Source organism: Pseudoxanthomonas sp. (assembly GCF_036845285.1).
Lineage (GTDB): Bacteria > Pseudomonadota > Gammaproteobacteria > Xanthomonadales > Xanthomonadaceae > Pseudoxanthomonas_A.
In genome coordinates, this window is the sequence record NZ_DAIUEE010000003.1 from 334796 (window position 1) to 358070 (window position 23275).

The 23275-nt window shown below is 68.0% G+C and carries 28 protein-coding genes; 15 read left to right on the forward strand and 13 right to left on the reverse strand.

Annotation, left to right across the window (positions count from 1 at the left end):
• Positions 1 to 13: 13 nt before the first annotated feature.
• Positions 14 to 463, reverse strand: a complete 450-nt coding sequence (gene ruvX, locus V7060_RS06255; protein WP_334178378.1) for a Holliday junction resolvase RuvX — start codon at positions 461 to 463, stop codon at positions 14 to 16.
• A gap of 76 nt (positions 464 to 539) precedes the next feature.
• Positions 540 to 1106 carry a YqgE/AlgH family protein gene (locus V7060_RS06260; RefSeq protein WP_334178379.1) on the reverse strand — a complete coding sequence of 189 codons (567 nt, stop codon included), beginning with the start codon at positions 1104 to 1106 and terminating at the stop codon, positions 540 to 542.
• Between the two features lie 101 nt (positions 1107 to 1207).
• Here V7060_RS06260 and V7060_RS06265 point away from each other — a divergent pair, with 101 nt between their 5' ends.
• Together V7060_RS06265 and V7060_RS06270 are read left to right on the forward strand one after the other, a co-directional pair.
• Entirely contained in the window at positions 1208 to 1753 is a 546-nt protein-coding gene (locus V7060_RS06265; protein ID WP_334178380.1) for a DNA-3-methyladenine glycosylase I, read from the forward strand.
• 93 nt (positions 1754 to 1846) lie between these two features.
• Complete coding sequence (locus V7060_RS06270; RefSeq protein ID WP_334178381.1) at positions 1847 to 3361, forward strand: acetyl-CoA hydrolase/transferase family protein; 1515 nt, start codon at positions 1847 to 1849, stop codon at positions 3359 to 3361.
• A 110-nt stretch (positions 3362 to 3471) separates the two neighbouring features.
• Here V7060_RS06270 and V7060_RS06275 read toward each other — a convergent pair whose 3' ends face one another.
• The 5 genes from V7060_RS06275 to V7060_RS06295 all read right to left on the reverse strand — a co-directional run bounded on the left by V7060_RS06275 (position 3472) and on the right by V7060_RS06295 (position 7480).
• Positions 3472 to 3984 carry a DUF6622 family protein gene (locus V7060_RS06275; protein WP_334178382.1) on the reverse strand — a complete coding sequence of 171 codons (513 nt, stop codon included), beginning with the start codon at positions 3982 to 3984 and terminating at the stop codon, positions 3472 to 3474.
• A gap of 144 nt (positions 3985 to 4128) precedes the next feature.
• Positions 4129 to 4509 (reverse strand): hypothetical protein, encoded by a 381-nt coding sequence (locus V7060_RS06280; protein ID WP_334178383.1) that lies wholly within the window; start codon positions 4507 to 4509, stop codon positions 4129 to 4131.
• Positions 4506 to 4787 carry a hypothetical protein gene (locus V7060_RS06285; RefSeq protein ID WP_334178384.1) on the reverse strand — a complete coding sequence of 94 codons (282 nt, stop codon included), beginning with the start codon at positions 4785 to 4787 and terminating at the stop codon, positions 4506 to 4508. The genes V7060_RS06280 and V7060_RS06285 overlap by 4 nt, the downstream gene beginning before the upstream one ends.
• Positions 4788 to 5156: 369 nt before the next feature.
• Positions 5157 to 6287 (reverse strand): PilT/PilU family type 4a pilus ATPase, encoded by a 1131-nt coding sequence (locus V7060_RS06290; protein ID WP_334178385.1) that lies wholly within the window; start codon positions 6285 to 6287, stop codon positions 5157 to 5159.
• Positions 6288 to 6442: 155 nt separating this feature from the next.
• Entirely contained in the window at positions 6443 to 7480 is a 1038-nt protein-coding gene (locus V7060_RS06295; RefSeq protein WP_062352229.1) for a type IV pilus twitching motility protein PilT, read from the reverse strand.
• Between the two features lie 93 nt (positions 7481 to 7573).
• On the opposite strand from V7060_RS06295, the gene V7060_RS06300 reads away from it, so the two are divergent.
• Genes V7060_RS06300 through V7060_RS06310 form a run of 3 tightly spaced genes read left to right on the forward strand, consistent with a single transcriptional unit; the run spans position 7574 to position 9628 of the window.
• Positions 7574 to 8248, forward strand: a complete 675-nt coding sequence (locus V7060_RS06300) for a YggS family pyridoxal phosphate-dependent enzyme (RefSeq protein WP_334178413.1) — start codon at positions 7574 to 7576, stop codon at positions 8246 to 8248.
• A gap of 37 nt (positions 8249 to 8285) precedes the next feature.
• A complete protein-coding gene (gene proC / locus V7060_RS06305; RefSeq protein WP_334178386.1) occupies positions 8286 to 9131 on the forward strand; it encodes a pyrroline-5-carboxylate reductase in 846 nt (281 codons plus the stop codon).
• A gap of 35 nt (positions 9132 to 9166) precedes the next feature.
• On the forward strand, positions 9167 to 9628 hold the full coding sequence (locus V7060_RS06310; RefSeq protein ID WP_334178387.1) for a DUF4426 domain-containing protein: 462 nt from the start codon (positions 9167 to 9169) through the stop codon (positions 9626 to 9628).
• A gap of 98 nt (positions 9629 to 9726) precedes the next feature.
• Here V7060_RS06310 and V7060_RS06315 read toward each other — a convergent pair whose 3' ends face one another.
• Both V7060_RS06315 and pdxH read right to left on the reverse strand, forming a co-directional pair.
• Positions 9727 to 10527, reverse strand: coding sequence for a cobalamin-binding protein (locus V7060_RS06315; RefSeq protein ID WP_334178388.1), 801 nt, complete (start codon positions 10525 to 10527; stop codon positions 9727 to 9729).
• Positions 10528 to 10624: 97 nt separating this feature from the next.
• Positions 10625 to 11227 (reverse strand): pyridoxamine 5'-phosphate oxidase, encoded by a 603-nt coding sequence (pdxH, locus tag V7060_RS06320; protein ID WP_334178414.1) that lies wholly within the window; start codon positions 11225 to 11227, stop codon positions 10625 to 10627.
• 121 nt (positions 11228 to 11348) lie between these two features.
• Between pdxH and V7060_RS06325 the strand changes: the two genes are divergently transcribed.
• Positions 11349 to 12092: a kinase gene (locus V7060_RS06325; RefSeq protein ID WP_334178415.1), complete on the forward strand. Its 744-nt coding sequence runs from the start codon at positions 11349 to 11351 to the stop codon at positions 12090 to 12092.
• Between the two features lie 118 nt (positions 12093 to 12210).
• Here the strand turns inward: V7060_RS06325 and V7060_RS06330 are convergent, their stop codons facing one another.
• Positions 12211 to 12414: a dodecin family protein gene (locus tag V7060_RS06330; protein WP_162339152.1), complete on the reverse strand. Its 204-nt coding sequence runs from the start codon at positions 12412 to 12414 to the stop codon at positions 12211 to 12213.
• Between the two features lie 108 nt (positions 12415 to 12522).
• Here V7060_RS06330 and V7060_RS06335 point away from each other — a divergent pair, with 108 nt between their 5' ends.
• Genes V7060_RS06335 through V7060_RS06360 form a run of 6 tightly spaced genes read left to right on the forward strand, consistent with a single transcriptional unit; the run spans position 12523 to position 16690 of the window.
• Positions 12523 to 13065, forward strand: coding sequence for a shikimate kinase (locus V7060_RS06335; RefSeq protein WP_334178389.1), 543 nt, complete (start codon positions 12523 to 12525; stop codon positions 13063 to 13065).
• Positions 13062 to 14165, forward strand: a complete 1104-nt coding sequence (gene aroB / locus V7060_RS06340; protein ID WP_334178390.1) for a 3-dehydroquinate synthase — start codon at positions 13062 to 13064, stop codon at positions 14163 to 14165. Before V7060_RS06335 ends, aroB begins: the two co-directional genes overlap by 4 nt.
• 25 nt (positions 14166 to 14190) lie before the next feature.
• The gene (locus V7060_RS06345) at positions 14191 to 14445 is read left to right on the forward strand and encodes a WGR domain-containing protein (RefSeq protein ID WP_334178391.1); all 255 of its coding nucleotides are present in this window, start codon (positions 14191 to 14193) and stop codon (positions 14443 to 14445) included.
• 20 nt (positions 14446 to 14465) lie between these two features.
• Positions 14466 to 15536, forward strand: coding sequence for a uroporphyrinogen decarboxylase (gene hemE, locus V7060_RS06350; protein WP_334178392.1), 1071 nt, complete (start codon positions 14466 to 14468; stop codon positions 15534 to 15536).
• 31 nt (positions 15537 to 15567) lie between these two features.
• Positions 15568 to 16203 carry a hypothetical protein gene (locus tag V7060_RS06355; RefSeq protein ID WP_334178393.1) on the forward strand — a complete coding sequence of 212 codons (636 nt, stop codon included), beginning with the start codon at positions 15568 to 15570 and terminating at the stop codon, positions 16201 to 16203.
• A gap of 4 nt (positions 16204 to 16207) precedes the next feature.
• Positions 16208 to 16690 carry a hypothetical protein gene (locus tag V7060_RS06360; RefSeq protein WP_334178394.1) on the forward strand — a complete coding sequence of 161 codons (483 nt, stop codon included), beginning with the start codon at positions 16208 to 16210 and terminating at the stop codon, positions 16688 to 16690.
• Positions 16691 to 16732: 42 nt separating this feature from the next.
• On the opposite strand, the gene V7060_RS06365 is transcribed toward V7060_RS06360, so the two are convergent.
• Positions 16733 to 20302, reverse strand: a complete 3570-nt coding sequence (locus V7060_RS06365; RefSeq protein WP_334178395.1) for an ATP-binding protein — start codon at positions 20300 to 20302, stop codon at positions 16733 to 16735.
• Positions 20303 to 20445: 143 nt separating this feature from the next.
• On the opposite strand from V7060_RS06365, the gene V7060_RS06370 reads away from it, so the two are divergent.
• From V7060_RS06370 to V7060_RS06380, 3 genes are read left to right on the forward strand one after another with little or no spacing between them, the layout of a single operon-like run.
• On the forward strand, positions 20446 to 21078 hold the full coding sequence (locus V7060_RS06370) for a YceI family protein (RefSeq protein WP_334178416.1): 633 nt from the start codon (positions 20446 to 20448) through the stop codon (positions 21076 to 21078).
• Complete coding sequence (locus V7060_RS06375; protein ID WP_334178396.1) at positions 21075 to 21692, forward strand: cytochrome b; 618 nt, start codon at positions 21075 to 21077, stop codon at positions 21690 to 21692. Before V7060_RS06370 ends, V7060_RS06375 begins: the two co-directional genes overlap by 4 nt.
• The gene (locus tag V7060_RS06380) at positions 21679 to 22239 is read left to right on the forward strand and encodes a YceI family protein (protein WP_334178397.1); all 561 of its coding nucleotides are present in this window, start codon (positions 21679 to 21681) and stop codon (positions 22237 to 22239) included. Before V7060_RS06375 ends, V7060_RS06380 begins: the two co-directional genes overlap by 14 nt.
• Here the strand turns inward: V7060_RS06380 and V7060_RS06385 are convergent.
• Together V7060_RS06385 and V7060_RS06390 are read right to left on the reverse strand one after the other, a co-directional pair.
• Positions 22226 to 22831: a hypothetical protein gene (locus V7060_RS06385; protein ID WP_334178398.1), complete on the reverse strand. Its 606-nt coding sequence runs from the start codon at positions 22829 to 22831 to the stop codon at positions 22226 to 22228. The genes V7060_RS06380 and V7060_RS06385 overlap by 14 nt on opposite strands.
• A 91-nt stretch (positions 22832 to 22922) precedes the next feature.
• Complete coding sequence (locus V7060_RS06390; RefSeq protein ID WP_334178399.1) at positions 22923 to 23150, reverse strand: glutaredoxin family protein; 228 nt, start codon at positions 23148 to 23150, stop codon at positions 22923 to 22925.
• Positions 23151 to 23275: the final 125 nt, after the last annotated feature.

A 23275-nucleotide genomic window follows, 5' to 3' on the forward strand; every position in this document is an offset into this window, starting at 1 on the left:
CGTCGGGAAAGAATCAGGTCAGGAGAGTGGCGTCTTGCGGTGCGGCCAGCCAGCGCTCGATGATCACGGCGGCCGCCACGGCATCGAGCGCGGCAGCGTCGCGGCGGCGCTTGCGGCCTTCGGCACGGTCCAGCGCGAAGCGTTCCGCCGCCTCCACCGAACTGGTGCGTTCGTCCACCAGCACCACCGGCAACTGGTAGCGCGCACGCAGCTCGCGTGCGAAGGCATGGGCGCGCTTGCGAATCGGCTGGTCGCCGCCCTCCAATGTCATCGGGTCGCCGACCACCAGGCCATCGGGCTTCCACTCCGCGTGCAGCCTGTCGATCGCCGGCCAGTCGGGGCCATGGCCATGCACGTCGATCACCGCCAGCGCACGCGCGCCGGTGCCGAAGGCGCTGCCGACGGCGACGCCGATGCGGCGGGAACCCACGTCGAATCCCAGTACGGTGCCATCCAGCTTCATGACCAGTGCCTCCGTTCGATACGGGCCGCGCCATCCTGCGACGGCGGGCGTAGACGCGACGTCGGCGCGCGCGCACTCATGCGTGGCCGCTGTAATCCGTCAACCGGGTCATGTCGACGCCGATGCGCTGACCGGCCGCCTGCCAGCGCTGTTCCAGCGGCACGGTGAACAGCAGTTCGGCGTCCGCCGGTGCGGTCAGCCAGCTGTTCTCGCCCAGTTCGTATTCCAGTTGACCAGCACCCCAGCCTGCGCAGCCCAGCGCCACCACGACATTCGCCGGCCCCTCGCCTTCCGCCATCGCTTCGAGGATGTCGCGCGAGGTGGTCAGGTACAGGCCGCTGGCGACTTCCAGCGTGGATTCCCAGGCGCGGGCACTGTCGTGCAACACGAAGCCGCGCTCCGGGTGCACCGGTCCGCCCGCCAGCACGATCTGCTCGTCCAGCCGCGGATCGTGCGAGGCGAGGTTCATCTGCCGCAGCACCTCGCCCAGCGTGTATTCGGAGGGGCGGTTGACGACCACGCCCATGGCGCCTTCGTCGTCGTGCTGGCAGATCAGGGTGACGGCACGGGCGAAATTCGGATCGGACAGCGCCGGCGAGGCGATCAGCAGTTGGTTGGCCAGGGGCGTGGCGACATCGTGCATGGCCGCCATTCTAGCCCGCCGCCGCGCATGCCGCGCCTGCGCGGACACGTGCTGTCCGCAACACGCCCTAGAATCGGCCTCTCTTTTCAGGATATCCGCCCATGTCAGGCTATTGCGACATCGCTCCCGGCCATCCCCTGCACGGCCCCTACCACGACCGGGAGTACGGCTTCCCGCAACGCGACGAAGCCGTGCTGTTCGAACGCCTGCTGCTGGAGATCAACCAGGCCGGCCTGAGCTGGGAAACGATGCTGAAGAAGCGCGAGGGCTTCCGCACCGCCTACAGCGGCTTCGATGTGGACAAGGTCGCCCGGTACGGCGACAAGGACCGCACCCGCCTGCTCGCCGACCCCGGCATCATCCGCAACCGGTTGAAGGTCGAGGCCGCGATCCACAACGCGCAGGTGATCCAGCAACTTCGCAAGACGCACGGCAGCTTCGCCGCGTGGCTGGATGCGCACCATCCGCTGCCGAAGGCCGACTGGGTCAGGCTGTTCAAGAAGACCTTCCGCTTCACCGGCGGCGAGATCACCAACGAATTCCTGATGAGCCTGGGCTACCTGCCGGGCGCGCACCGCGCGGACTGCCCGGCCTTCAAGCGTGCATCGAAGCAGCGCCCGCCGTGGATGGCAGCCGCGGGGCATTGATCCGGCGCAATCCGCGCGCGCCACAATGGTCGTATGCTGCCGCGCCACCCTGCGGGCGATAATCGTCGTTTCGCCAAGCCGATGCCCCTCCCGATGCACGAAGACCGTATCCGCCACGCCGGCCTGCGCGGCCGCGTAATCAGCGCCGAGCACGCCGCCAGCCTCATCCAGCCCGGCGAGACCGTCGCCATGAGCGGCTTCACCGGCTCCGGCTATCCCAAGGCGGTGCCGCTGGCGTTGGCGACGCGCATCGAACAAGCCCACTCGGCCGGCCTGCCCTTCCAGATCAAGCTGATGACCGGTGCATCGACGGCTCCGGAGCTGGACGGCGCCCTCGCCAAGGCCGACGCCATCGCACTGCGCATGCCGTTCCAGAGTGATCCGGACGCACGCAAGCGCATCAACGAGGGCACGCTGGACTACATCGACATCCACTTGAGCCATGTCGCGCAGCACGTGTGGTTCGGCTTCTACGGCCCCATAGATACCGCGGTGATCGAGGTCTCCGCCATCCGCGAAGACGGCACGCTGGTGCCGTCCACCTCGGTCGGCAACAACAAGACGTGGCTGGACCTGGCGAAGAAGGTCATCGTCGAGGTCAACGACTGGCAGCCCGCCGACATCGAAGGGATGCACGACATCTACTACGGCACCGCGCTGCCGCCGCACCGCAAGCCGATCCCGCTGGAACATGTGCACGACCGCATCGGCGACACTGCGCTGCGCTGCGATCCGGACAAGATCGTCGCGGTCGTCCGCACGCACGGCCCCGACCGCAACAGTCCGTTCACGCCCATCGACGGCACCAGCGAGCGCATCGCCGGGCACCTGATCGACTTCCTGAAGCACGAAGTCGCGCTGGGCCGCCTGCCGCCGAACCTGCTGCCGCTGCAGTCCGGCGTCGGCAATATCCCCAACGCCGTGCTCGCGGGGCTGGCAAAAAGCGGCTTCCGTGGATTGACCGCATTCACCGAGGTGATCCAGGACGGCATGCTCGACCTGCTGCGCGACGGCGTGCTGGACGTGGCGTCATGCACGGGCTTCGCCCTCAGCCCCGAGGCGAATGAAGCGTTCAAGCGCGACATCGCCTTCTACCGCGAGCGCATCATCCTGCGCACGCAGGAAATGTCGAACCATCCGGAACTCGTGCGCCGCCTGGGCTGCATCGGCATGAACGGGATGATCGAGGCCGACCTCTACGGCAATGTCAATTCCACCCACGTGATGGGCAGCCGCATCCAGAACGGCATCGGCGGCTCGGGCGACTTCGCGCGCAACGGGTTCATGTCGGTGTTCCTGAGTCCCAGCACCGCCAAGGGCGGCAGCATTTCCGCACTGGTGCCGATGGTCAGCCATGTGGACCACACCGAACACGACGTTTCGGTCATCGTCACCGAACAGGGCCTGGCCGACCTGCGCGGCCTTACGCCAAAGCAGCGCGCCCGCCTGCTGATCGCCAACTGCGCGCATCCGGATTACCACGACGCGCTGCAGGATTATTTCGACCGCGCCCTGCACCACAGCTACGGCAAGCACACCCCGCACCTGCTGCCGGAAGCGCTGTCGTGGCACCAGCGCTGGCTGGACACCGGCAGCATGAAGGCCTGAACCAGCGCCTTTGCAGGATGGGTTGAGCCGAAGGCGATACCCATCATCGGCTGACTCGTCGGTTCTTCATGATGGGATCGCCTTCGGCTCAACCCATCCTGCGTTTCTATTCAGGCGCTGCGCTCGACCAGGCGCTGTCCCTTCATCGTTCCCAACACGCGCACGGCACGCGCCATGAACAACCCGCTGAAAAGTCCGTACGTTGCGGAAACCATGGCCACCGCCATCGTCGTGTCGAGGACGCCAGGCTTGATGGCATGGGCCACGGCCACCGCGTACTTGAAGAAGAAGATGCCCATCATCGGCGCCAGCGGCAGCCAACTGCCGGCCACCGTGAACTGCGCGGTCGCTGCGTCGTAGGACGCGGTGCGCGACGGTCCACGAGCGAGGCTGATGGCCACCACGGCACCCCACGCGCAGGCCCACGCGACCAGCGACGTGAGATGCGCATCGAAGGTCGACCACACCGAGTACAGCGACCAGCCCAGCATCGCGACCGGCAATAGGATCAGCCGGTTGCGCGAGACCTGCCGCGTCCTGCTCTGGACGTAACCCAGGTAGACCAGTCCGGAGAACAGGGCAAAGACCCAGAGCGGGGTGTGCGTGAGTATCTGCGTGATCACGGAGGGGTTCCTGGAATTCCGACACCATGCCGGGTCAGGAACATCTTCCGGCCGGTGTCGCGGGAACTTAGGTGCCGGAAGTCACCAGTTTGGCGTGCAGGAAGGCCTGAAGACTCCCCTCCTCCATCGCTTGTACTGTCCTACCTAGCGGATCGCCAGCATCAGGGCTGCGGACACCAGGACCACGACGCCCGCGAGAATAGTGGTGTGCCGTACCGTCCGGCGGCGCACCTCCCGCACTTCATACCTGGCCGGGACAAGCGGAAACAGCCGCGCAAGCAAGACGAACAATGCAATTACACCGACCGAAGACACCAGCAGACCGTATGCGCCGCCGTACAGGATGACCACGACCATTCCCACCAGAAGCAGCACCTCCGTGGCGACCGTAGCAAGAACCCCACTCCAGACCGACACATGGCTGGCCTTGTCGCAGCGACGGCAGATGGCAGGCCAGAACGGCGTCGCCGTGACCTTGCGCCACATGCTGATGCTCTTCTCGGCGCAATGCGGACACGCGTTCATTCAACGTCATCCAGGCCAAGTGTTTCCGTCCACTCCTTCGCGATGGCATCCGGCCCCCTGAGTTTCCATTCCCAAGCCTGCTGGACGGTCAGTTTGCGAACGCCACTGACCCCGAGATCGACGGTACGGGGCTGGGAACCGTCGATCAGGGATATCCCCCACGCAGCACCCTGCTCCACCCCGATGCATAGGCATGGATGGAAGAAGACGTCTTCGTAGATGTCTCCCGGCGAGATATCCTCATGACTAGGATCGAATGGCTTACTGGGCTTGTTCACTGCAATCCTTCGACACCTGAAAACTCCCACGAGACAGCAAGCAAGATTGCCTCGCCATCGACCTATTCTGGTGCGGCGGCAAAGCACGTTACCTCGAAGGCAAGGCGCTTATGTTCCATGACAGAGCAACTTGCTTCGATGGGAAGGCTCTACTGTGCCATGACGAGGCTATTTTGCTCGGCGTCGAGGCTTTCAGCCCAGCGCAGCAAGGCATTGAGAGTCGATGACAAGGCAACGAGCCTTGGCGTCGAGGCTATTTGCCTTGATGGCAGTGCCCGGCACGCCAGCCGCGACGCGACCTACGCTGCTTCTCAGCCAAAAAAAGGGGCGGTCGCCCGCCCCTTCCTGGTTGCAGCCGGGCATGCTGGATCAGCGGACTTCCGCGATCTCCACGCCATCCAGACCCTGCGCCAGCGTGCGGGCGTCGCCGCCCTGGGCCAGCTTGATGCGCAGGCGCACTTCGTTCTGCGAGTCGGCGAAGCGCAGCGCGTCCTCGTAGCTGATCTCGCCGGCCTGGTACAGCTCGAACAGGGCCTGGTCGAAGGTCTTCATGCCGAGGTTGGTGGACTCCTTCATCACTTCCTTCAGCTTGTGCACCTCGCCGTCGCGGATGTAGTCCTGCACCAGCGGCGTACCCAGCAGGATTTCCATCGCCACGCGGCGTGCCTTGCCGTCCGGGGTGGGAATCAACTGCTGCGCGACCACGCCCTTTAGGTTGAGCGACAGGTCCATCAGCAACTGCGTGCGGCGGTCTTCCGGGAAGAAGTTGATGATGCGGTCCATCGCCTGATTGGCGTTGTTGGCGTGCAGCGTGCACAACACCAGGTGGCCGGTTTCGGCGAAGGCGATGGCGTGGTCCATGCCCTCGCGGGTGCGCACCTCGCCGATCATGATGACGTCAGGCGCCTGGCGCAGCGTGTTCTTCAGCGCCGCTTCCCAGCTGTCGGTGTCGATGCCGACCTCGCGCTGGGTGATGATGCAGCCTTCGTGCTTGTGCACGAATTCGATCGGGTCCTCGATCGTGATGATGTGACCGGTCGAATTCTGGTTGCGGTAGCCGATCATCGCCGCCAGCGACGTCGACTTGCCGGTGCCGGTGGCGCCGACGAACAGGATGATGCCGCGCTTGGTCATCGCCAGCGTCTTGATGACCGGCGGCAGGTTCAGCTCCTCGATGGTCGGGATGCGCGTCTCGATGCGACGCAGCACCATGCCGACCTGGTTGCGCTGGTAGAAGCAGCTGACACGGAAGCGGCCCACGCCGGCCACGCCGATGGCGAAGTTGCACTCGTGGGTCTTTTCGAACTCCTCGCGCTGCGCCGGCGTCATCACGTTCAACACCAGGTCGCGCGACTGCTGCGAGGTCAGCGGCGTCTGCGTGATCGGCGAGATCTTGCCGTGCACCTTGATGGACGGCGGCATGCCGGACGTGATGAACAGGTCCGAGGCCTTCTGGTGCGCCATCAGCTTGAGAAAAGAGGTGAAATCGATACTGCTCATGGGTGGCTCCTGGAGGAGCCGTGATTCGTGATTCGTGAGCAGTGATTCGCAAGAACGGTTATCCGACCGCGTATTCACCCCACCACTTCATCGAACCCCGGCTTTTGAAAAAACACGAATCACGAATCACGAATCACGAATCACCACTCACAAGGCTATTCGAACAGCCGCTTTTCCTTCGCGTATTCCTTGGCCTGCTGGCGCGTGATCAGGCTGCGCTTCACCAGGTCCTGCAGGTGCTGGTCCAGCGTCATCATCCCGTAGTTCTGGCCGGTCTGGATGGCCGAGTACATCTGCGCCACCTTGTCCTCGCGGATCAGGTTGCGGATGGCCGGGGTGCCGACCATGATTTCCCAGGCGGCCGTACGGCCACCACCGATCTTCTTCAGCAGCGCCTGCGAGATGACGGCACGCAGCGACTCCGACAGCATCGAGCGGACCATCGGCTTTTCGCCAGCGGGAAACACGTCGATGATGCGGTCGATGGTCTTGGCCGCCGAGCTGGTATGCAGGGTGGCGAACACCAGGTGGCCGGTTTCCGCGGCGGTCAGCGCCAGGCGGATGGTTTCCAGATCGCGCAACTCGCCGACCAGGATGTAGTCGGGATCCTCGCGCAGCGCCGAGCGCAGGGCTTCGTTGAAGCCGTGCGTGTCGCGGTGCACTTCGCGCTGGTTGATCAGGCACTTCTGCGAGGTATGCACGAATTCGATCGGATCCTCGACGCTGAGGATGTGGCCGTATTCGTTCTTGTTGATGTGGTCGATCATCGCCGCCAGCGTGGTCGACTTGCCCGAGCCGGTCGGGCCGGTCACCAGGATCAGACCCTGCGGCTGCTGGATCAGTTCGCGGAACAGCGGCGGACAGCCCAGGTCTTCCAGCGTCAGCACTTCCGAGGGAATGGTGCGGAACACCGCACCCGCGCCGCGGTTCTGGTTGAACGCGTTGACGCGGAAGCGCGCCAGCGACGGGATCTCGAACGAGAAGTCGACCTCGAGGAACTCTTCGAAGTCGCGACGCTGCTTGTCCGACATGATGTCGTAAACCAGCGCGTGCACCTGCTTGTGGTCCAGCGCCGGAATGTTGATGCGGCGCACGTCGCCGTCCACGCGGATCATCGGCGGCAGGCCGGCCGAGAGGTGGAGGTCGGACGCTTTGTTCTTTACCGAAAACGCCAAGAGCTCGGCGATATCCATGACGCTGCTTCCCCAAGTTGCTGCGAACTGGAACCTTGATTCCCCGGAAGGCAGTATAGCGCCCTCGTCGTTTCCGCCAATGGCTGGATGAACATGCTCGCCGACACCCTCAGCGAGACCCTGCAACACCTTGAAAACGCAGCCAAAGACGCACATCGGCCAGCCCCCGCGCTGCTGGCCGTGTCGAAGCTGCAGCCGGCCGCGTCCATTGCCGCCCTGGCCCGCGCCGGCCAGCGCGCGTTCGGCGAGAACTACGTGCAGGAGGCGCAGGGAAAGATCGGCGAACTGGCCGGCATGGGACTGGAATGGCATCTCATCGGCCACCTGCAATCGAACAAGGCCGACATCGCCGCGCGCCTGTTCGACTGGGTCCAAACGGTAGACCGTCACAAATTGATCGGCGCGTTGTCACGGTATCGCCCGGCCGACCGGGCAGCGTTGAACGTGCTGATCCAGGTCAACATCGACGACGAGGCCAGCAAGCACGGCTGCGATCCGGACGAGATCCCCGCCCTGGCCGAGGCCATCGTGGCCGCCCCGCAGCTGCGCCTGCGCGGGCTGATGGCTATTCCGGCACCGCACCCGGACCCGGCCGCGCGTTCGGCCGCGTTCGGCCGCATGAAGACGCTGCAGGACGCCTTGGCCGAACAGCACCCGGGTATCGACACGCTGTCGATGGGCATGAGCGGCGATTTCGCCGAGGCCATCGCGCATGGTGCGACGATGGTCCGGATCGGCACAGCGCTGTTCGGCGCACGGCCGGCATGATGATTCCCTTTCCACGCGATCCACGAGACCACACGCCATGTCTTCCCCGCATTCGTCCCCCGTGTTGACGCATCCCCTGGCCTTCATCGGCGGCGGCAACATGGCGCGCAGCCTGATCGGCGGCCTGATCAAGCGCGGCGCCGACCCGTCGCGCATCCGCGTGGCCGAACCGGCGGAACCGCTGCGCGCGGCGCTGGCCGCGGACTTTGGCGTACAGGTCTTCGCAGAGGCGGGCGAAGCCGTGTACGGCGCCGACACCTGGCTGTTCGCGGTGAAGCCGCAGGTGATGCGCACGGTGTGCGAGGGCCTCGCACCGCGTGCGCAGGCGCAGCGCCCGCTCGCCGTTTCCATCGCTGCCGGCATCACCGGCGCACAGATGCAGCGCTGGCTGGGCGGCGGCGTGCCGGTGGTGCGCAGCATGCCGAACACGCCGGCCATGCTCGGTGCAGGCGTTACCGGCCTGCATGCCAGCGAAGAAGTCGATGCCGCCGGTCGCCAGCGCGCGGAACTGCTGTTGTCGGCCGCAGGCCCGACGGTGTGGATCGACAGCGAGGCGAAGATGGATGCGGTCACCGGCGTGTCCGGCAGCGGACCGGCCTATGTATTCCTGCTGGCCGAAGCGATGGAAGAAGCAGCGAAAGCCGAAGGCCTGCCCGCCGACGCAGCGCGCACGCTGGTGCTGCAGACCGTCCTCGGCGCGGCGCGCATGCTGACGGAAAGCGGCGAAGCGCCCGCCGAACTCCGACGCCGCGTCACCTCACCGAACGGCACCACGCAGGCCGCCATCGAAACGTTCCAGGCGGGCGGTTTCGAAGCCCTGGTCGCGAAGGCCGTGCATGCCGCCACCGAGCGCGGCGCCGAACTGTCGGCGGCGAACGGGTAGTACTCGCCTTCATTCCTGCCTCCACGGTCCCTGCCATGCGCCGCCCTTCCCTGCTGATCCTGCTCGCCCTCTCCTCGCTGCTGCCCGCCTGCTCCGGCGGCGAAGCGCCACGCGCAGCCGAGTTCATCCCGGCGGCACCGTCCGAAGCCGACTTCGGCACCCTGCGCGTGCGCTACAACGCGCTGCCCACGCTGTCGCTGAGCGAATCCGTGGCGAAGCAGTACGGCGTGCCGCGCGATGCCGGGACCGCGCTGGTACTGGTCGCGCTGCGCGAAGTCAGGGGCAACGAGGAAATCGATGCCGACGGCGAGGTGGCCGTCAGCGCGCATGACCTGTCCGGTGCGCGGCAAACCGTCACGCTGCGCAAGGTGGATGCGGGCGGCTACATGGACCACATCGGCGTTGCGCGCATCTCGCCGCGCGACTCCTACCGCTTCGAGGTGGTGGTGACGTCGGGTGGTCGCACGGAAACCGTGAAGTTCCAGCGGAATTTCTGAGGCGTCGCAACGCTGCGCTGTTGTGGGAGCGACGTAAGTCGCGATGAAGCACCGCGGCGGCCTATCGCGACTTACGTCGCTCCCACGGTGAAACGTGCTCAGCCACGCTTTGCGGACCACGCCCGGATGATCGCCGCGATCGCCTGCACGCCGTCGGTGAGCGCCGCCGGCCCGGGCTGCAGGATCAGTGGCGACTTGATTTCGTGCAGTTCGCCGTCGCGCACGGCGGGGATGGCGTGCCAGCCGGGACGCGCCGCGACGCGATCGGGACGGAACTTCTTGCCGCACCACGACCCCAGGATGATGTCGGGCGCACGGCGCACCACCTCGCTGCCGTCGGCGAGGATGCGGTGCTTCGCCAGCGATTCCTTCGCCATCTCCGGGAACACGTCGTCGCCGCCGGCAATGCCGACCAGCTCCGACACCCAGCGGATGCCGGTGATCTGCGGTTCGTCCCACTCCTCGAAGTAGACCGTCGGCCGGCGTGGCAGGCACGCCGCCTGCGCACGCACCTCGTCCAGCCCGCGCTGCAGCGTATCGGCGTAGTCGTTGGCACGCGCCGGCGCACCCACCAGTGCGCCGAGCCGCCGGACGTAGTCGACGATGCCCTCCACGCTGCGGTGGTTGCTGATCCACACTTCCACGCCCTGCCGGACCAGTTCGGCGGCGATGTCGGCCTGGATATCGGAGAAGCCGATGGCCAGGTCCGGCTGCAGCTTCAGGATCTCGCCGATCCTGGCACTGGTGAACGCACTGACTTTCGGCTTCTCCTTGCGCGCCTGCGGCGGACGCACGGTGAAGCCGCTGATGCCGACGATGCGGTCCTGCTCGCCAAGCGCGTACAGCGTTTCGGTCGGCTCCTCGGTCAGGCAGACGATGCGCTGCGGGCCGGTCCTCACGCTATGTATCCTGTGGGAGCGACGCAAGTCGCGAGCCTCTCGCGATACCCCAAGAGCTCGCGACTCAGGTCGCTCCCACGCGTGCTGCCGATGCGGTTCACGGAAACAGCATCCGCTTGCTCCACGCGCCGGCACTGTCGCACTCGTAACGCCAGCGTTCGTGCAGGCGGAACTGTGCGCCGTACCAGAACTCGATGGCGTCAGGCGCCACGCGATAGCCGCTCCAGCCATCGGGACGCGGCACATCGCCAACGGCGAAGCGCGCTTCCACTTCCGCCATGCGTGTTTCGAACGCCTCGCGCGAATCCAGTGTCTCCGACTGGATCGAGGCCCATGCCCCCAACTGGCTCTGGCGCGGACGCGAGGCGAAGTAGGCATCGGCCTCTGCGTCGCTGACCGGCGTCACCGCGCCTTCCACGCGCACCTGGATGCCGGCCTCGCGCAGGCTGCGCCACAGGAACAGCAGTGCGGCACGCGGGTTGTCGTGCAGTTCGCGGCCCTTCTGGCTGTGCGTGTGGGTATAGAAGACGAAGCCGCGCTCGTCGCAGGCCTTCAGCAGCACGGTGCGCGCGGAGGGACGGCCATCGGCCGTGGCGGTCGCGACCGTCATCGCATTCGGCTCGACTTCGGTGCCTGCCGCCTTCGCTTCACCGAACAGGGTGGCGAACGTGGACAGGGCTTCGGCATACAGGTCGGTCATGGCGTCGCCAGGCAGCGCCCGCGCATCGGGCATGCGCTATTGTCGCGCGATGGCGCAGGCAACGCATCCCGCTGGCTTTCCCGACGTTCTCGTCGTCGACGCGCTGGCCGCGTCACGCAACATGCCGGTGCGCACGCCAGTCTTCGCCATCAGCGGCCTGCAGGGCAGCGGCAAATCGACGCTGGCCGCGCAGATCGCCGCACGGGCCGAAGCCGATGGCCTGCGCGTCGCCGTGCTGTCGCTGGACGACCTGTACCTGACCCGCGGCCAGCGCCGGCAGCTCGCCGACGAGGTGCATCCGCTGCTCGCCACGCGCGGACCGCCCGGCACGCACGACGTGGCGCTTGGCTGCCGCGTGCTGGACGCATTGAAGACGGGCCAGAACGTCGCGCTGCCGCGCTTCGACAAACTGGCCGACGACCGGGTGGAAGACGCGGCGTGGGTCCGCGTGCAGGAACGTGTCGACCTGGTGCTGTTCGAAGGCTGGTGCGTGGGCGCGACACCCGAGGCGGATGACGCGCTGGCCTCCCCCATCAACGCACTGGAGCGCGAAGAAGATGCGGACGGTCGCTGGCGGCGCCATTGCAACGAGGCGCTGCACCGCGACTACCCCGCACTGTGGTCCCGCCTCGATGCGCTCTGGTTCCTGCAACCGCCGGGCTTCGACATCGTGCGCACGTGGCGCTGGCAGCAGGAACAGGCGATGGTGGCGCGCGATCCCGCCCGCCACGGCATGGACCGGGTGCAGCTGGAGCGCTTCATCCAGCACTACGAGCGCACCAGCCGGCACCTGTTGGCGACGCTGCCGGCGACAGCGGATCGGGTGATCCGGCTGGATGAGGCGCGCAGACCTGTCGCTGCATAGATGCAGGTTGTGGGAGCGACGTAAGTCGCGATGAAGGTGCCGGATGGCGTCATCGCGACTTACGTCGCTCCCACACCTATCTATCCCACACCTGCCTACCCCACGCCTGTCCCTTGCCTCACTCCACCACGAAGCTGATCCGCAGGTTGACGCGCCATTCCTGCACGTTGCCACCGTCGTCGGTGACCACCTTGATCTCGTTGACCCAGGCACCCTTGATGTTCTTGACGGTTTCGGAGGTCTTCTTCAGGCCGACCTTGACGGCATCTTCCATGCTGGTCTTCGACGATGCGTTGACTTCGATGATCTTGGCGACGGACATGGCGCACTCCTGTTCGGTTGCCCGGCACGACGCCGGACGGCCACCGTAGTCCCGCCGGTGTTAAGTCCGCGCCACGCGCGCAGTTGGGCGGTGTAGCATCTGCACATCATGAATCCGGCCCACAACCTGATCCTGGTCGGCCCCACCGGGGCCGGCAAGACTTCCATCGGCAAGCGCGTCGCCGAGCGCTTCGGGCTGGTGTTCGTGGACGCGGACCAGGCCATCGTCGACCGCACCGGCGCCAGCATCGCCACGCTGTTCGAGCATGTGGGCGAAGCCGGCTTCCGCGAGCGTGAGAAGGCCACCCTGAACGAACTGCTGGCCGGCCATGGCCAACTGGTCTCGACCGGCGGCGGCGCCGTGCTGGACGCCGACAATCGGATACAGATGAAACAACGCGGCTACGTGGTCTACCTGCAGGTCAGCGTGGAAGCGCAGCTGAAGCGCGTCGGCCGTTGCACCAACCGCCCGCTACTGCAACGGCCGGACCGTGAGCAGGTGCTGCACGACATGGCGGCACTGCGCGAACCGCTGTACCGCGAGGTGGCCGACCTGACCCTCGACACCGACGGCCTGACGCCGCCCGAGGCGACGGCCCGCCTGACCCAGTTGCTGGCGCACCGCTGGCAGCCCATCGAAGAGAACGCATGAGCCACGCACGCACCGTCGATGTCGGCGGCGAAACCCCCTATTCCATCGCCATCGGCCCCGGCCTGCTGGCCGACGGCACCGCGCTGGCACAGCACGTGCGCGGCCGCCACGTGCTGCTGGTCAGCGATTCGATCGTCGCGCCACTGTATGCCGGCACGGTGCGCGAGGCCTTGCATGCCACGCGTCCGGACCTCGCCATCGGCACGTTCATCCTGCCGGCAGGCGAGGAATCGAAGACGCTTACGCACTTCGGCCACGCCATCGAGGCACTGGCGACCCTCGGCGCCACCCGCGACGCATGCGTGATCGCGCTGGGCGGCGGCGTGGTCGGCGACCTGGCCGGGTTCGCGGCAGCGTGCTGGATGCGCGGCGTGGACTGCGTGCAGGTGCCGACGACGCTGCTGTCGATGGTGGACTCGTCGGTGGGCGGCAAGACGGCCGTCGACATTCCGCAGGGCAAGAACCTGGTCGGCGCCTTCCACCCGCCGCGCGCGGTGTTCGCCGACACCAGCGCGCTGGCGACGCTGCCGCCACGCGAACTGCGCGCCGGCCTGGCGGAAGTCATCAAGTACGGCGCCATCCGCGACGCGCGCTTCTTCCAGTGGCTGGAACAGGAGCGCGTGGCGCTGCTGGCCATGGACGAAGAAGCGCTGGCCCTGGCCATCGCCGCCAGTTGCGAACACAAGGCCGAGATCGTCGCCCGCGATCCGCTGGAGAAGGGCGAGCGTGCCCTGCTCAACTTCGGCCACACCTTCGGCCACGCCATTGAGACCGAACAGGGCTATGGCGGCGTCGGCAACGACAACCTCAACCATGGCGAAGCCGTGGCGGTGGGCATGGTGCTGGCGGCGCGCCTCTCGGCCGACCTGGGGATGGCGTCCGCAGGCGACGCCGACCGCCTGGAACGCCTGCTGGCGGACTACGGCCTGCCGGTCCGCATTCCCGCCGGCCTGGTGCCGGACGCCCTGCTCGCCCGCATGCGCCTGGACAAGAAGAACATCGCCGGCCGCCTGCGGCTGGTGCTGTGGCGCGGCCTGGGCCAGGCCGAGGTGGTGCCGGACGTGGACGAGGCCCGCGTGCTGGCCGTGCTGTCCGCCTGACGACCCGTCCGGCTAAAATGCCGCCATGCGCGTCCTCCTCCAGCAACGCCCCGACGCGGGCGAAGCCCCCCGCTACGTCCAGCTGACCCTGCAGCCCGACCTGTTCGGCGGCTGGGAACTGCTGCGCGAAACCGGCCAGATCGGCGGTCGCGCCTCGCTGAAGCGCGAGCAGTACCTGCTGCAGGACGAGGCGAACGCCGCGTTCGAGAAGGCGCGCGACAGCCACCTCAAGCGTGGCTTCCAGCTGATGTTCGCCCGCGGCGCCGACGCGCCCAAGTAACCCCTTTCCGGATCTCCCGAATGACCGATTTGAAGAACGACCGCTTCCTGCGTGCCCTGCGCCGCGAACCCGTGGACCGCACGCCCGTGTGGCTGATGCGCCAGGCCGGCCGCTACCTGCCGGAGTACCGCGCCACGCGCAAGGAGGCCGGCAGCTTCCTCGGCATGGCGAAGAATCCGGAGGTGGCCTGCGAAGTGACCCTGCAGCCGCTGCGCCGTTTCGACCTGGACGCGGCGATCCTGTTCTCCGACATCCTGACCATCCCCGACGCGATGGGCCTGGGCCTGTATTTCGTCGAAGGCGAAGGCCCGAAGTTCGAGCGCACCGTGCGCAGCGCCGCCGATGCGGCGAAGCTGGGCGTGCCGGACATGGAAGCCGAACTGCGCTACGTGATGGACGCGGTGCGCGTGATCCGCCGCGAGCTGGACGGCAAGGTGCCGCTGATCGGCTTCTCCGGCAGCCCCTGGACGCTGGCCTGCTACATGGTGCAGGGCGGTGGCAGCAAGGATTTCGCGCTGATCAAGGCGATGGCGCTCAACGACCCGGACACGCTGCACCGGCTGCTGGCGGTCAACACCGACGCGGTGATCGCCTACCTCGCCGCGCAGCGCGCGGCCGGCGCGCAGGCGCTGCAGGTGTTCGATACCTGGGGCGGCGTGCTCTCGCCAGCGATGTACCGCGAGTTCTCCCTGCCCTACCTGCAGCGCATCGCGCAGGAACTTGATCGCGGCGAAGGCGCCGAGCGCACCCCGCTGATCCTGTTCGGCAAGGGTACGGCCGCCTACCTCGAAGAACTCGCCTCCAGTGGCGCAGATGGCGTGGGCGTGGACTGGCTGGTCGAACTGGGCGAGGCCGCGCGCCGCACGCAGGGCAAGGTGGCGCTGCAGGGCAATCTGGACCCGGCCACGCTGTACGGCTCGCCCGACGCGATCCGCCGCGAGGTGCGCCGCGCACTCGACAGCTACCGCGACGGCAATGGCGGCTCGCGCGAAGGCCATGTGTTCAACCTGGGCCACGGCATGTCGCCGGACATGAACCCCGATCACGTCGCCGTGCTGGTGGACGAAGTCCACGCCTACAGCGCACGCTGACGCACCCGTTCCACCCCGCCGGAGTGACGCAATGGAATGCCGCCACCTGCTCGCCCCCGCCGCCGCCGGCCTGTTGCTGGTGGCTGGCGCGCGCGTCCGCGCCGAGGAGGCCGGCGCCGCGCGGATCATGCACGTCACGGGCGGCGATTTTCCCGCGCTGGTGATGGTGGTGCCCGGCGCGCATGCCGCGCACGGCCTGGACGCGATGCCCGGCTGCGACCGCATCCGTGCACGCCGCGTGGATGAACTGCCTCCCGGATGGCGCACGCGCGCGGTGCGCGTCGAACTGGACTGCGATGACACCCTGGCGGACGACGCGCAGCAGACCCTCACGGCGGTGACCGCACACGCGGTGCTGCGCTCCGACCGCGTGCAACTGGCCGGCCAGCCGGTGGCCGAGGTGCGGCTGATGGATTCGCAGCGCTGGGGCGACCACCAGTACGTGCTGGCCGCGCCATTCGCCGTGGCAGGCCCTGCGGTCCGGCGCTTCGTGGAGGACATGTGCCTCGCGCGCACGCTGGCGGACGAATCCCCGGCCGCCGCATGCACCATGCTGGCGGCCGACGACGGTTTCTACCTGCCGGCCTCGGAAGCCGGCGGCATCTGGATCCATGCCGATCCGGATGACGCGTCGCGCACGCTGTATGTCGAAGCCTGGGCGGACTGAACCGGTGCGCGGACGTTGCCTGCTGGTCCTGCTGGCCTCTGCGTCGCTTGCGCACGCGGACGACGTCGCGCCGTTCGCCGGCCAGTACGGCCATGCCGCAACCCACGACGCGGACGAGGTCGTGTGGACGGTCGACGCCACCGCTGGACGCTGGCGCATCGTGCGCATGGCCGATGGCGAGGTCCACGACGCCCACCGCCTGCAGGCCCGTGGACGCGAGGCGTTCTGGACCCGCATGGGGTGGCCGGCCGACAGCAGCAGGGAGGCGGACTGCCTGACCTGGGGCGACAAGCCTGCCTCGCTGGAGAATCTGCTCGACGAGACGCCCCCCGCGTCCGTCGCACCCGACGAGGACCACGGCCCGGGTGTGTTGTGCCATGTGCCGCCGGCGACACGCATGCAGACCGGCTGGCTCGCCGACCATGCCAGCGACTGGTTCTACTACGACCCGATCGCCGGCGTGATGGAACTGCACCGCCTGCGCTGAGCGTGCCGACATCGTCCCTTCGCGGGCCGCTGCCGAGGATGCTCAGGGAGCCGTCCCGTCCGGCGGCGCACCGCGCTCGCGTTGCGATGCGATCGCCGCCGCCAGCATGTCGCCGGTGACCGGCTTGCGGACGAAGTCGTCGAAACCCGCCTGCCGCGCGAGCGGTTCGGCTTCGGCATCGGTGCGCGCGGTCAACGCGATCAAGGGCGTGGTCACGCCGTGCAGGCGCAGCTGGCGGGCCAGCGCCATGCCGTCGAGTCCCGGTAGGTCAAGATCGAGGAAGGCCACGTCGAAGACCGTCGTGACCACCTCGGCCAGGGCGGCCAGGCCATGCGGCGCGTGCGTCACCCGATGGCCGCGCGCGCGCAGCAGGCCGGCCACGACGTCGGCGACCGTGGCGTCGTCTTCGACCAGCAGGATGTGCAGCGACCCGACCTGCACGGGCGCCTGCGTCGCTTCCATCGGAGATGCCGCGCGTCCGGCGTCGCCCGCCACGGCCTGCAGCGCCGGCAGGTCGACGGAAAAACGCGTGCCCCTGCCCGGTGCGCTGTCGATGTCGATGCGGCCCCCCATCGCCATCGCCAGTTCCTGGCAGATCGCCAGTCCCAGTCCGCTGCCGCCGTAGCGCGCGGTCGTCTGCGCGCCGTCGGCCTGCTCGAAACGGCGGAACAGCCGCGCCTGCTGTTCCGCGTTGATGCCCGGCCCGGTATCGCCGACGATCAGCCGGACGCCCTGCGACGCCAGGGGCTGCACATGCAGCGAGACGTGGCCCGCCTCGGTGAACTTGATGGCGTTGCCCAGCAGGTTCAGCAGGATCTGCCGCAGCCGCAGCGGATCGCCACGTACGGTGCGCGGCACGCCGGCGGCGATGCCGTCGTGGAAGGCGAGTCCGCGCTTGCCCGCCACCGGCCCCATCAATGCCACGACATCGGCGATGAGCGCGTGCAGGTCGAATTCGACCTGCTGCAGTTCCAGCTTGCCCGCCTCGATCTTCGCCAGGTCGAGCGCATCGTTGATCAGGCGCAGCAGGTGGGTGCCCGCGCGCTGGATGGCATCGGCATAGCCTTTCTGCCGATCGTCCAGCGGGGTCGCCTGCAGCAGTTCGCTCATGCCCAGCACGCCGGTCATCGGCGTGCGGATCTCGTGGCCCAGCGTGGCCAGGAACCGGGTCTTCGCCAGCGAGGCCTGTTCGGCCAGTTCGCGCTTGTGCTCGGCCAGTTGCCACGCACTGCGGCGGCGCACGCGGCGGCGGTAGGCAGCGGCGACCGCCAGCAGCATCAGGACGCCGACGACGGCGAACAGCGCGAGGCCCCACGGGCTGCGCCACCACGGCGGCAACACGTGGGCGGACAACAGCAACTCGCGCGACGCGTTGCCGGCGGCGTCGTACGCCTGCACGCGCAACCGGTAGCGGCCCGGCGTGAGCGCGGAAAACACGCGCTCGCCACTCGCTCCCTGGTCGACCCAGCCCGTGTCGAAGCCCTCGAGCAGCGAGCGATAACGATTGCCCAGCGGATTCTCGTAGCTCAGCAGGCGCGTCCCGACCAGCAGTTCGTGGTCCCCGGGCTGCAGCACCAGCGGCTGGTCGATCCTCAGCGGTATCACATCGTCGCCACGGCTCACCTGCAGGCCGTCCAGCACCAGGTTGGGGACGACCGGCCTGGGATCGGGCAGTTGCGTGTCGAGCAGCGAGACCGAACCGTCCGCCGCCGTGGTCGCCAGCAGACCATCCCGCGTCATCAGCAGGCCCCGGTCGTTGAGCTCCTGGCTCAGCAGTCCTTCGCGCACGCCGAAGTTGCGCAGCAGCGTGCGCGAACCCTGCAGGTTGGGATCGATGCGGAACAGGCCGCGGCGCGTTCCCAGCCACACGCGCCGCTGCGGATCCACCGCCAGGCCGGTCGACTCGACCGCCGGCAATCCTTCCGCGGCACCGATGCGCCGCTCGCGCAGCCAACGATGGCCGTCGCGGCGCCAGGCTTCGACGCCGGACATGCGATGCAGCCAGAGGCGGTCGGCGTGTTCGAAGGCGAACGCATACACGCGCTCGGTCCCCATCGCGGCGACGGCGACGAAGCGCTCCGCCGCCGCATCCCAGACCATCATGCCCGCGGCCCCCCCCAGCCAGACGCTCCCGTCCGGCGCGACCACCAGCGCCTCGATGTCGGGCAGCCCGCTGCCGTCCTCCTGCTTGGCGATCGTATGCAGCACGCGGCCGGTCGCCAGTTCGCGCTGCTGCACGCCACCCATCTGCGAGACCAGCCACAGGGTGTCGTCCGGCGCCTCGACCAGCCAGTCGATCGAGGTGTTGTCGGGCACGGCGCCATCGCCGGCCTGACCCCACTGCTGCATCGCACCGGTAGTCGGATCCATGCGGATCAGGCCGCTGCGATGGCCGATCCACAGCAGGCCATGGCGGTCCTGCCGCAACGAGGTCAGCCGCAACTCGCCCAGCCGTGCGGCATGGTGCGGCAACGGCACGACGTGGCCGCTGCGCGTATCCAGCCGTTCGACCTTGCCCGTGCTGCTGGCGATCCAGACGCCGTCGGCACCGGCCTGCGACAGGCCGCGGTACAGGCCACCGCCCAATCCCTGCGCCGACGAAAACGCGGCGATGCGTCGCCAGTCCGAACGCAGGTAGGCCAGGCCCCGTGTCGGCACCGGCACCCACAGGCCACCATCCGGCAGCGCCAGCACCGTCTGCAGGACGCGGCCGATGCCCACGCTCTGCGCGTCGTAGTTGACCGGCGACGGCGCAAGATCGCCTTCCGTGCGCCACAGCCCGCCCTGGCTGGCCAGCCAGTACTCGCCCTGGCCGTCGCTGGTCATCGCGATCAGCGCGTTGGGCCGCGCGAACATCGGCGACCACGGCGGAGACACCCAGTGCCCGTCCGGCGACCAGCGGTGCACGCCATCGGAGGCGCCCACCCACATGGCATCCGCATCGGCCGTCACCGAGTAGATGATCAGGCCGTCGCCGGCCGGCAGCGCCAGGCGGCGCAGGCGACCGCCGTCGTAGCGGGCCAGCCCCCCCATGGTGCCGACCCACAGCACGCCCTTCGCATCGAAGGCCAGCGACAGCACGTTGTCCGACGGCAGGCCTTCGGTACCCGCTGCCGCCGCGGCGAAACGCGTGATGCCGCCATCGGCGGCGAGGCGATGCAGGCCGCCGCCGAAGGTGCCGAACCACACGTCGCCACCGCGACTGGTGATGGCGAACACATCATCGCTGCCCATGCGGGGATGATCGGCCATGCGGTAGTGGCGGAAGCCGCGGCGATCGGTATCCATCACACTGAGACCGCCATTCTCGGTCGCGACCCAGATCCGGTCGGACGCATCGATATGCAGCGCCTGCACGACATTGCCCGGCAGCGACGCGGGATCGAGCGGATCGTGCCGCCAGACCTTGAAGCTGACGCCGTCGTAGCGCGCCAGGCCATCCCAGGTCGCGATCCACAGGTGGCCCGCACGATCACGCGCAAGTGCGGGGATGGTGCTGGATGGCAGGCCATCGCCGGCGCCGAGCAGGCGGAAGCGCGGGATCTCGGGCACGGTGGCGAGCGCGGGCGCGCACACCAGGCAGCACAGCAGCACCAACCACCACGCACGCATCGCCATTCCTGCCCGCCCCTCGTTCCCTGGTCACCCCGCCGGGCATCGTCGCAACGGACCGTTGCACGCGCAAGCGGGGTATCTTCATGGGCCGGCCCCTAGAATCCGTCCCCATGCCCGGAACGACCACCCGCCGCCTGCTGATGCACAGCCTCTGCCTGCTGGCGCTGCTGCCCGTCACCGCGTTCGCCCGCGACACCCTGGCGGAGTACACGCTGGATCCCGTGCACACGCGCGTGATGTTCGCCATCTCGCATGCCGGGTTCTCGAACGCGCTCGGCACGGTCTCCGGCAGCACCGGCACGCTGGTGTTCGATCCCGACGACTGGAGCCGCGCGCGCGTCGACGTCCACGTGCCGATCGCGCGCGCCGACCTGGGCGATGCGGACTGGAACAAGGCCACGCTGGCGAAGTCGCTGCTGGATGCCGAAGGCCACCCGGAGGCGCGCTTCGTCTCCACGCGGGTGGAACCGGTCGATGCGACGCATGCGCGCGTGGTCGGCGATCTCAGCCTGCGCGGCGTGACGCGCGAGGTCGTGCTCGACGTGACCCTCAATGCCGCCAAGCGCCACCCGATGCCACCGTTCCGGCGCACGGTGGGGTTCTCCGCGACCACCACGCTCAGCCGCGCCGACTTCGGCATCACCGCCTGGAAATCGGTGATCGGCGACGCCGTCGAACTGCGGATCGAGGCCGAAGCCACCTACGGCGGCAAGGCCGGCGACGACGCGACCGACACGCCTCCTTCCTCCCCCGCTGCGGAGCCGACGCCGTGACACTGAAGAACACCGAGCATCACTGGGGCGCGGTCAGCCAGCTGTTCCACTGGACCATCGTCGTGCTGATCCTGGTGATGGCCTATCTCGGCCTGACCATGGGCGACCTGCCGAACGGGCCACGCAAGATCAATGTCTATGCGCTGCACAAGTCGATCGGCCTGACCATCCTGGCGCTGGTGGCGCTGCGCGTGCTGTGGCGCGTCTATGCCGGCGCGCCGGCACCGGTCGCCGGGACACCCACCTGGCAGCAACGCATCGCGTCGGTGACGCACGTGCTGCTCTACGCGCTGCTGTTCGCCATCCCGCTGTCGGGCTGGGTGCTGAACTCGGCCGCTGGCTATCCGCTGCAGTGGTTCAAGCTGTTCAACCTGCCTGCCATCACTGGCCGCAGTGACGGCGTGCACGACGCCGCCGAGGGTGCGCACGAACTGCTGTTCTGGGTTCTCGTGGCGCTGGTCCTTGCGCACGCGGGCGCTGCGTTCTACCACCACTTCTTCCAGGGCGATGCCACGCTGCGCCGCATGCTGCCGGGGCGACGCGCCACCGTTGCAGCGCCCGTCACCGCCCCTCTTCCCCCCACCCCGCAGGATTCCCCCGATGAAAACCCCTGACCGCGTGCGCCTGGCGCTTGCTTCCCTGCTGCTGGCCGTCGCCGGCCAGGCCACCGCCGCCGATTACGTGCAGGCGCCGGGTTCGACCCTGGTGTTCGCCAGCAACTACCAGGGCGAAACCTTCACCGGCAAGTTCGGTGGTTTCACCACCACGTTGAGTTTCGATCCGGCGCAGCTCGCCACCAGCAAGCTCGATGTCGCCATCCAGCTCGCCGGCACGCAGACCGGCAACGGCGACCGCGACGGCACCCTGGTGTCGGCCGACTTCTTCAACGTCGCCAAGTTCGCGCAGGCGCGCTACACCGCGACGAAGTTCCGGTCGCTGGGCGGCAACCAGTACGCGGCCGACGGCACGCTGTCGCTGCGCGGCGTCAGCAAGCCGGTGACGCTGACCTTCACCTGGACGCCGGGCGCGCAGCCGGTGCTGGCCGGCAAGGCGACGGTGAAGCGCCTGGACTTCGGCGTCGGCGGCGGCGACTGGGCCGATACCTCGACGATCCCGAACGAGGTCGCGATCAGCACCAAGGTCGTGTTCAAGACGAAGTGATCCGCGCGGGCTGGCAGGAACGCGACCCGGCCGCCTGCGCGGGTACGGAGAGGCGTCCCAGTCCGTAGACCAGGGCGCCAAGGACGTCTCCCTCGCGATGGTTCTCATGGCATGACAGACAGGCCGGGCGCGCGCGGATCGCACCCATCGCGCGTTCGCCGCGCGACGTACTTCGCACGACGAGTTCCCTGCCCGCCTGCAATGCCGCCAGCGCCTCGCGCTCCCACGCATGCAGTCCGCGCGTGGAGGCAGGAGACACGCGCAGTCCGGGATCGCCATCCGGGTGCTGGAAGCCCATGAAACTGGCGGTGTGGACCACCGGCGGATCGTGCCGGGCGACACCGACCAGTTCCACGTCGATCACGCAGCGCCCGTGTTCGTCCACGGCCTCGAACCAGGCATCGCGCATGCGCGCCATCATCGGGGTGATACGCATCTTGCCGAAGCCCCGGCTGTCCACGAAGGCATCGACGAACTCGCCGTGCATCCGGCGCAGCGCCGGATCGTCGTCGTGGACACCGCCTGCAGGCGCGACGGGCACGCCGGCACCGGCGACCATGAGCGTCAGCCACACGCCGCGCATCAATGCCATGGGAAACCCCCTCGACTGGAGGGGCCAAGCCTAGCGCGACCGTCCCATGCCCTGGCACGCCACCGTCCGTCCGTTCCGTCGACGGACAGCTTTACCGGTGCAGGAACACCGCCACCGCGCCCGCATCGAACGGCCAACCCAGCTCCGCACCGGTGTCGCTGCGATGCAGCACGGGTACGCGGATGCCGTAGCGCGCTTCCAGTGCGTCGTCTTCGTCGATGAAAACGCTTTCGAACTCGGGAATGCGCGCTTGCGCGAGCACTTCCAGCGCCTCGTCGCACAGATGACAGTCGTCGCGCTGGTACAGGATCAGGGGCATGGCGGTTGAGGAATGAAGGGTGCGGAACGTCTACGTGCTTAGAATAGCGGCCTTTCCGGAGTGGTTCGCAGCATGGCAGTCAGCACGTTCGACCTGTTCAAGATCGGCATCGGTCCCAGCTCATC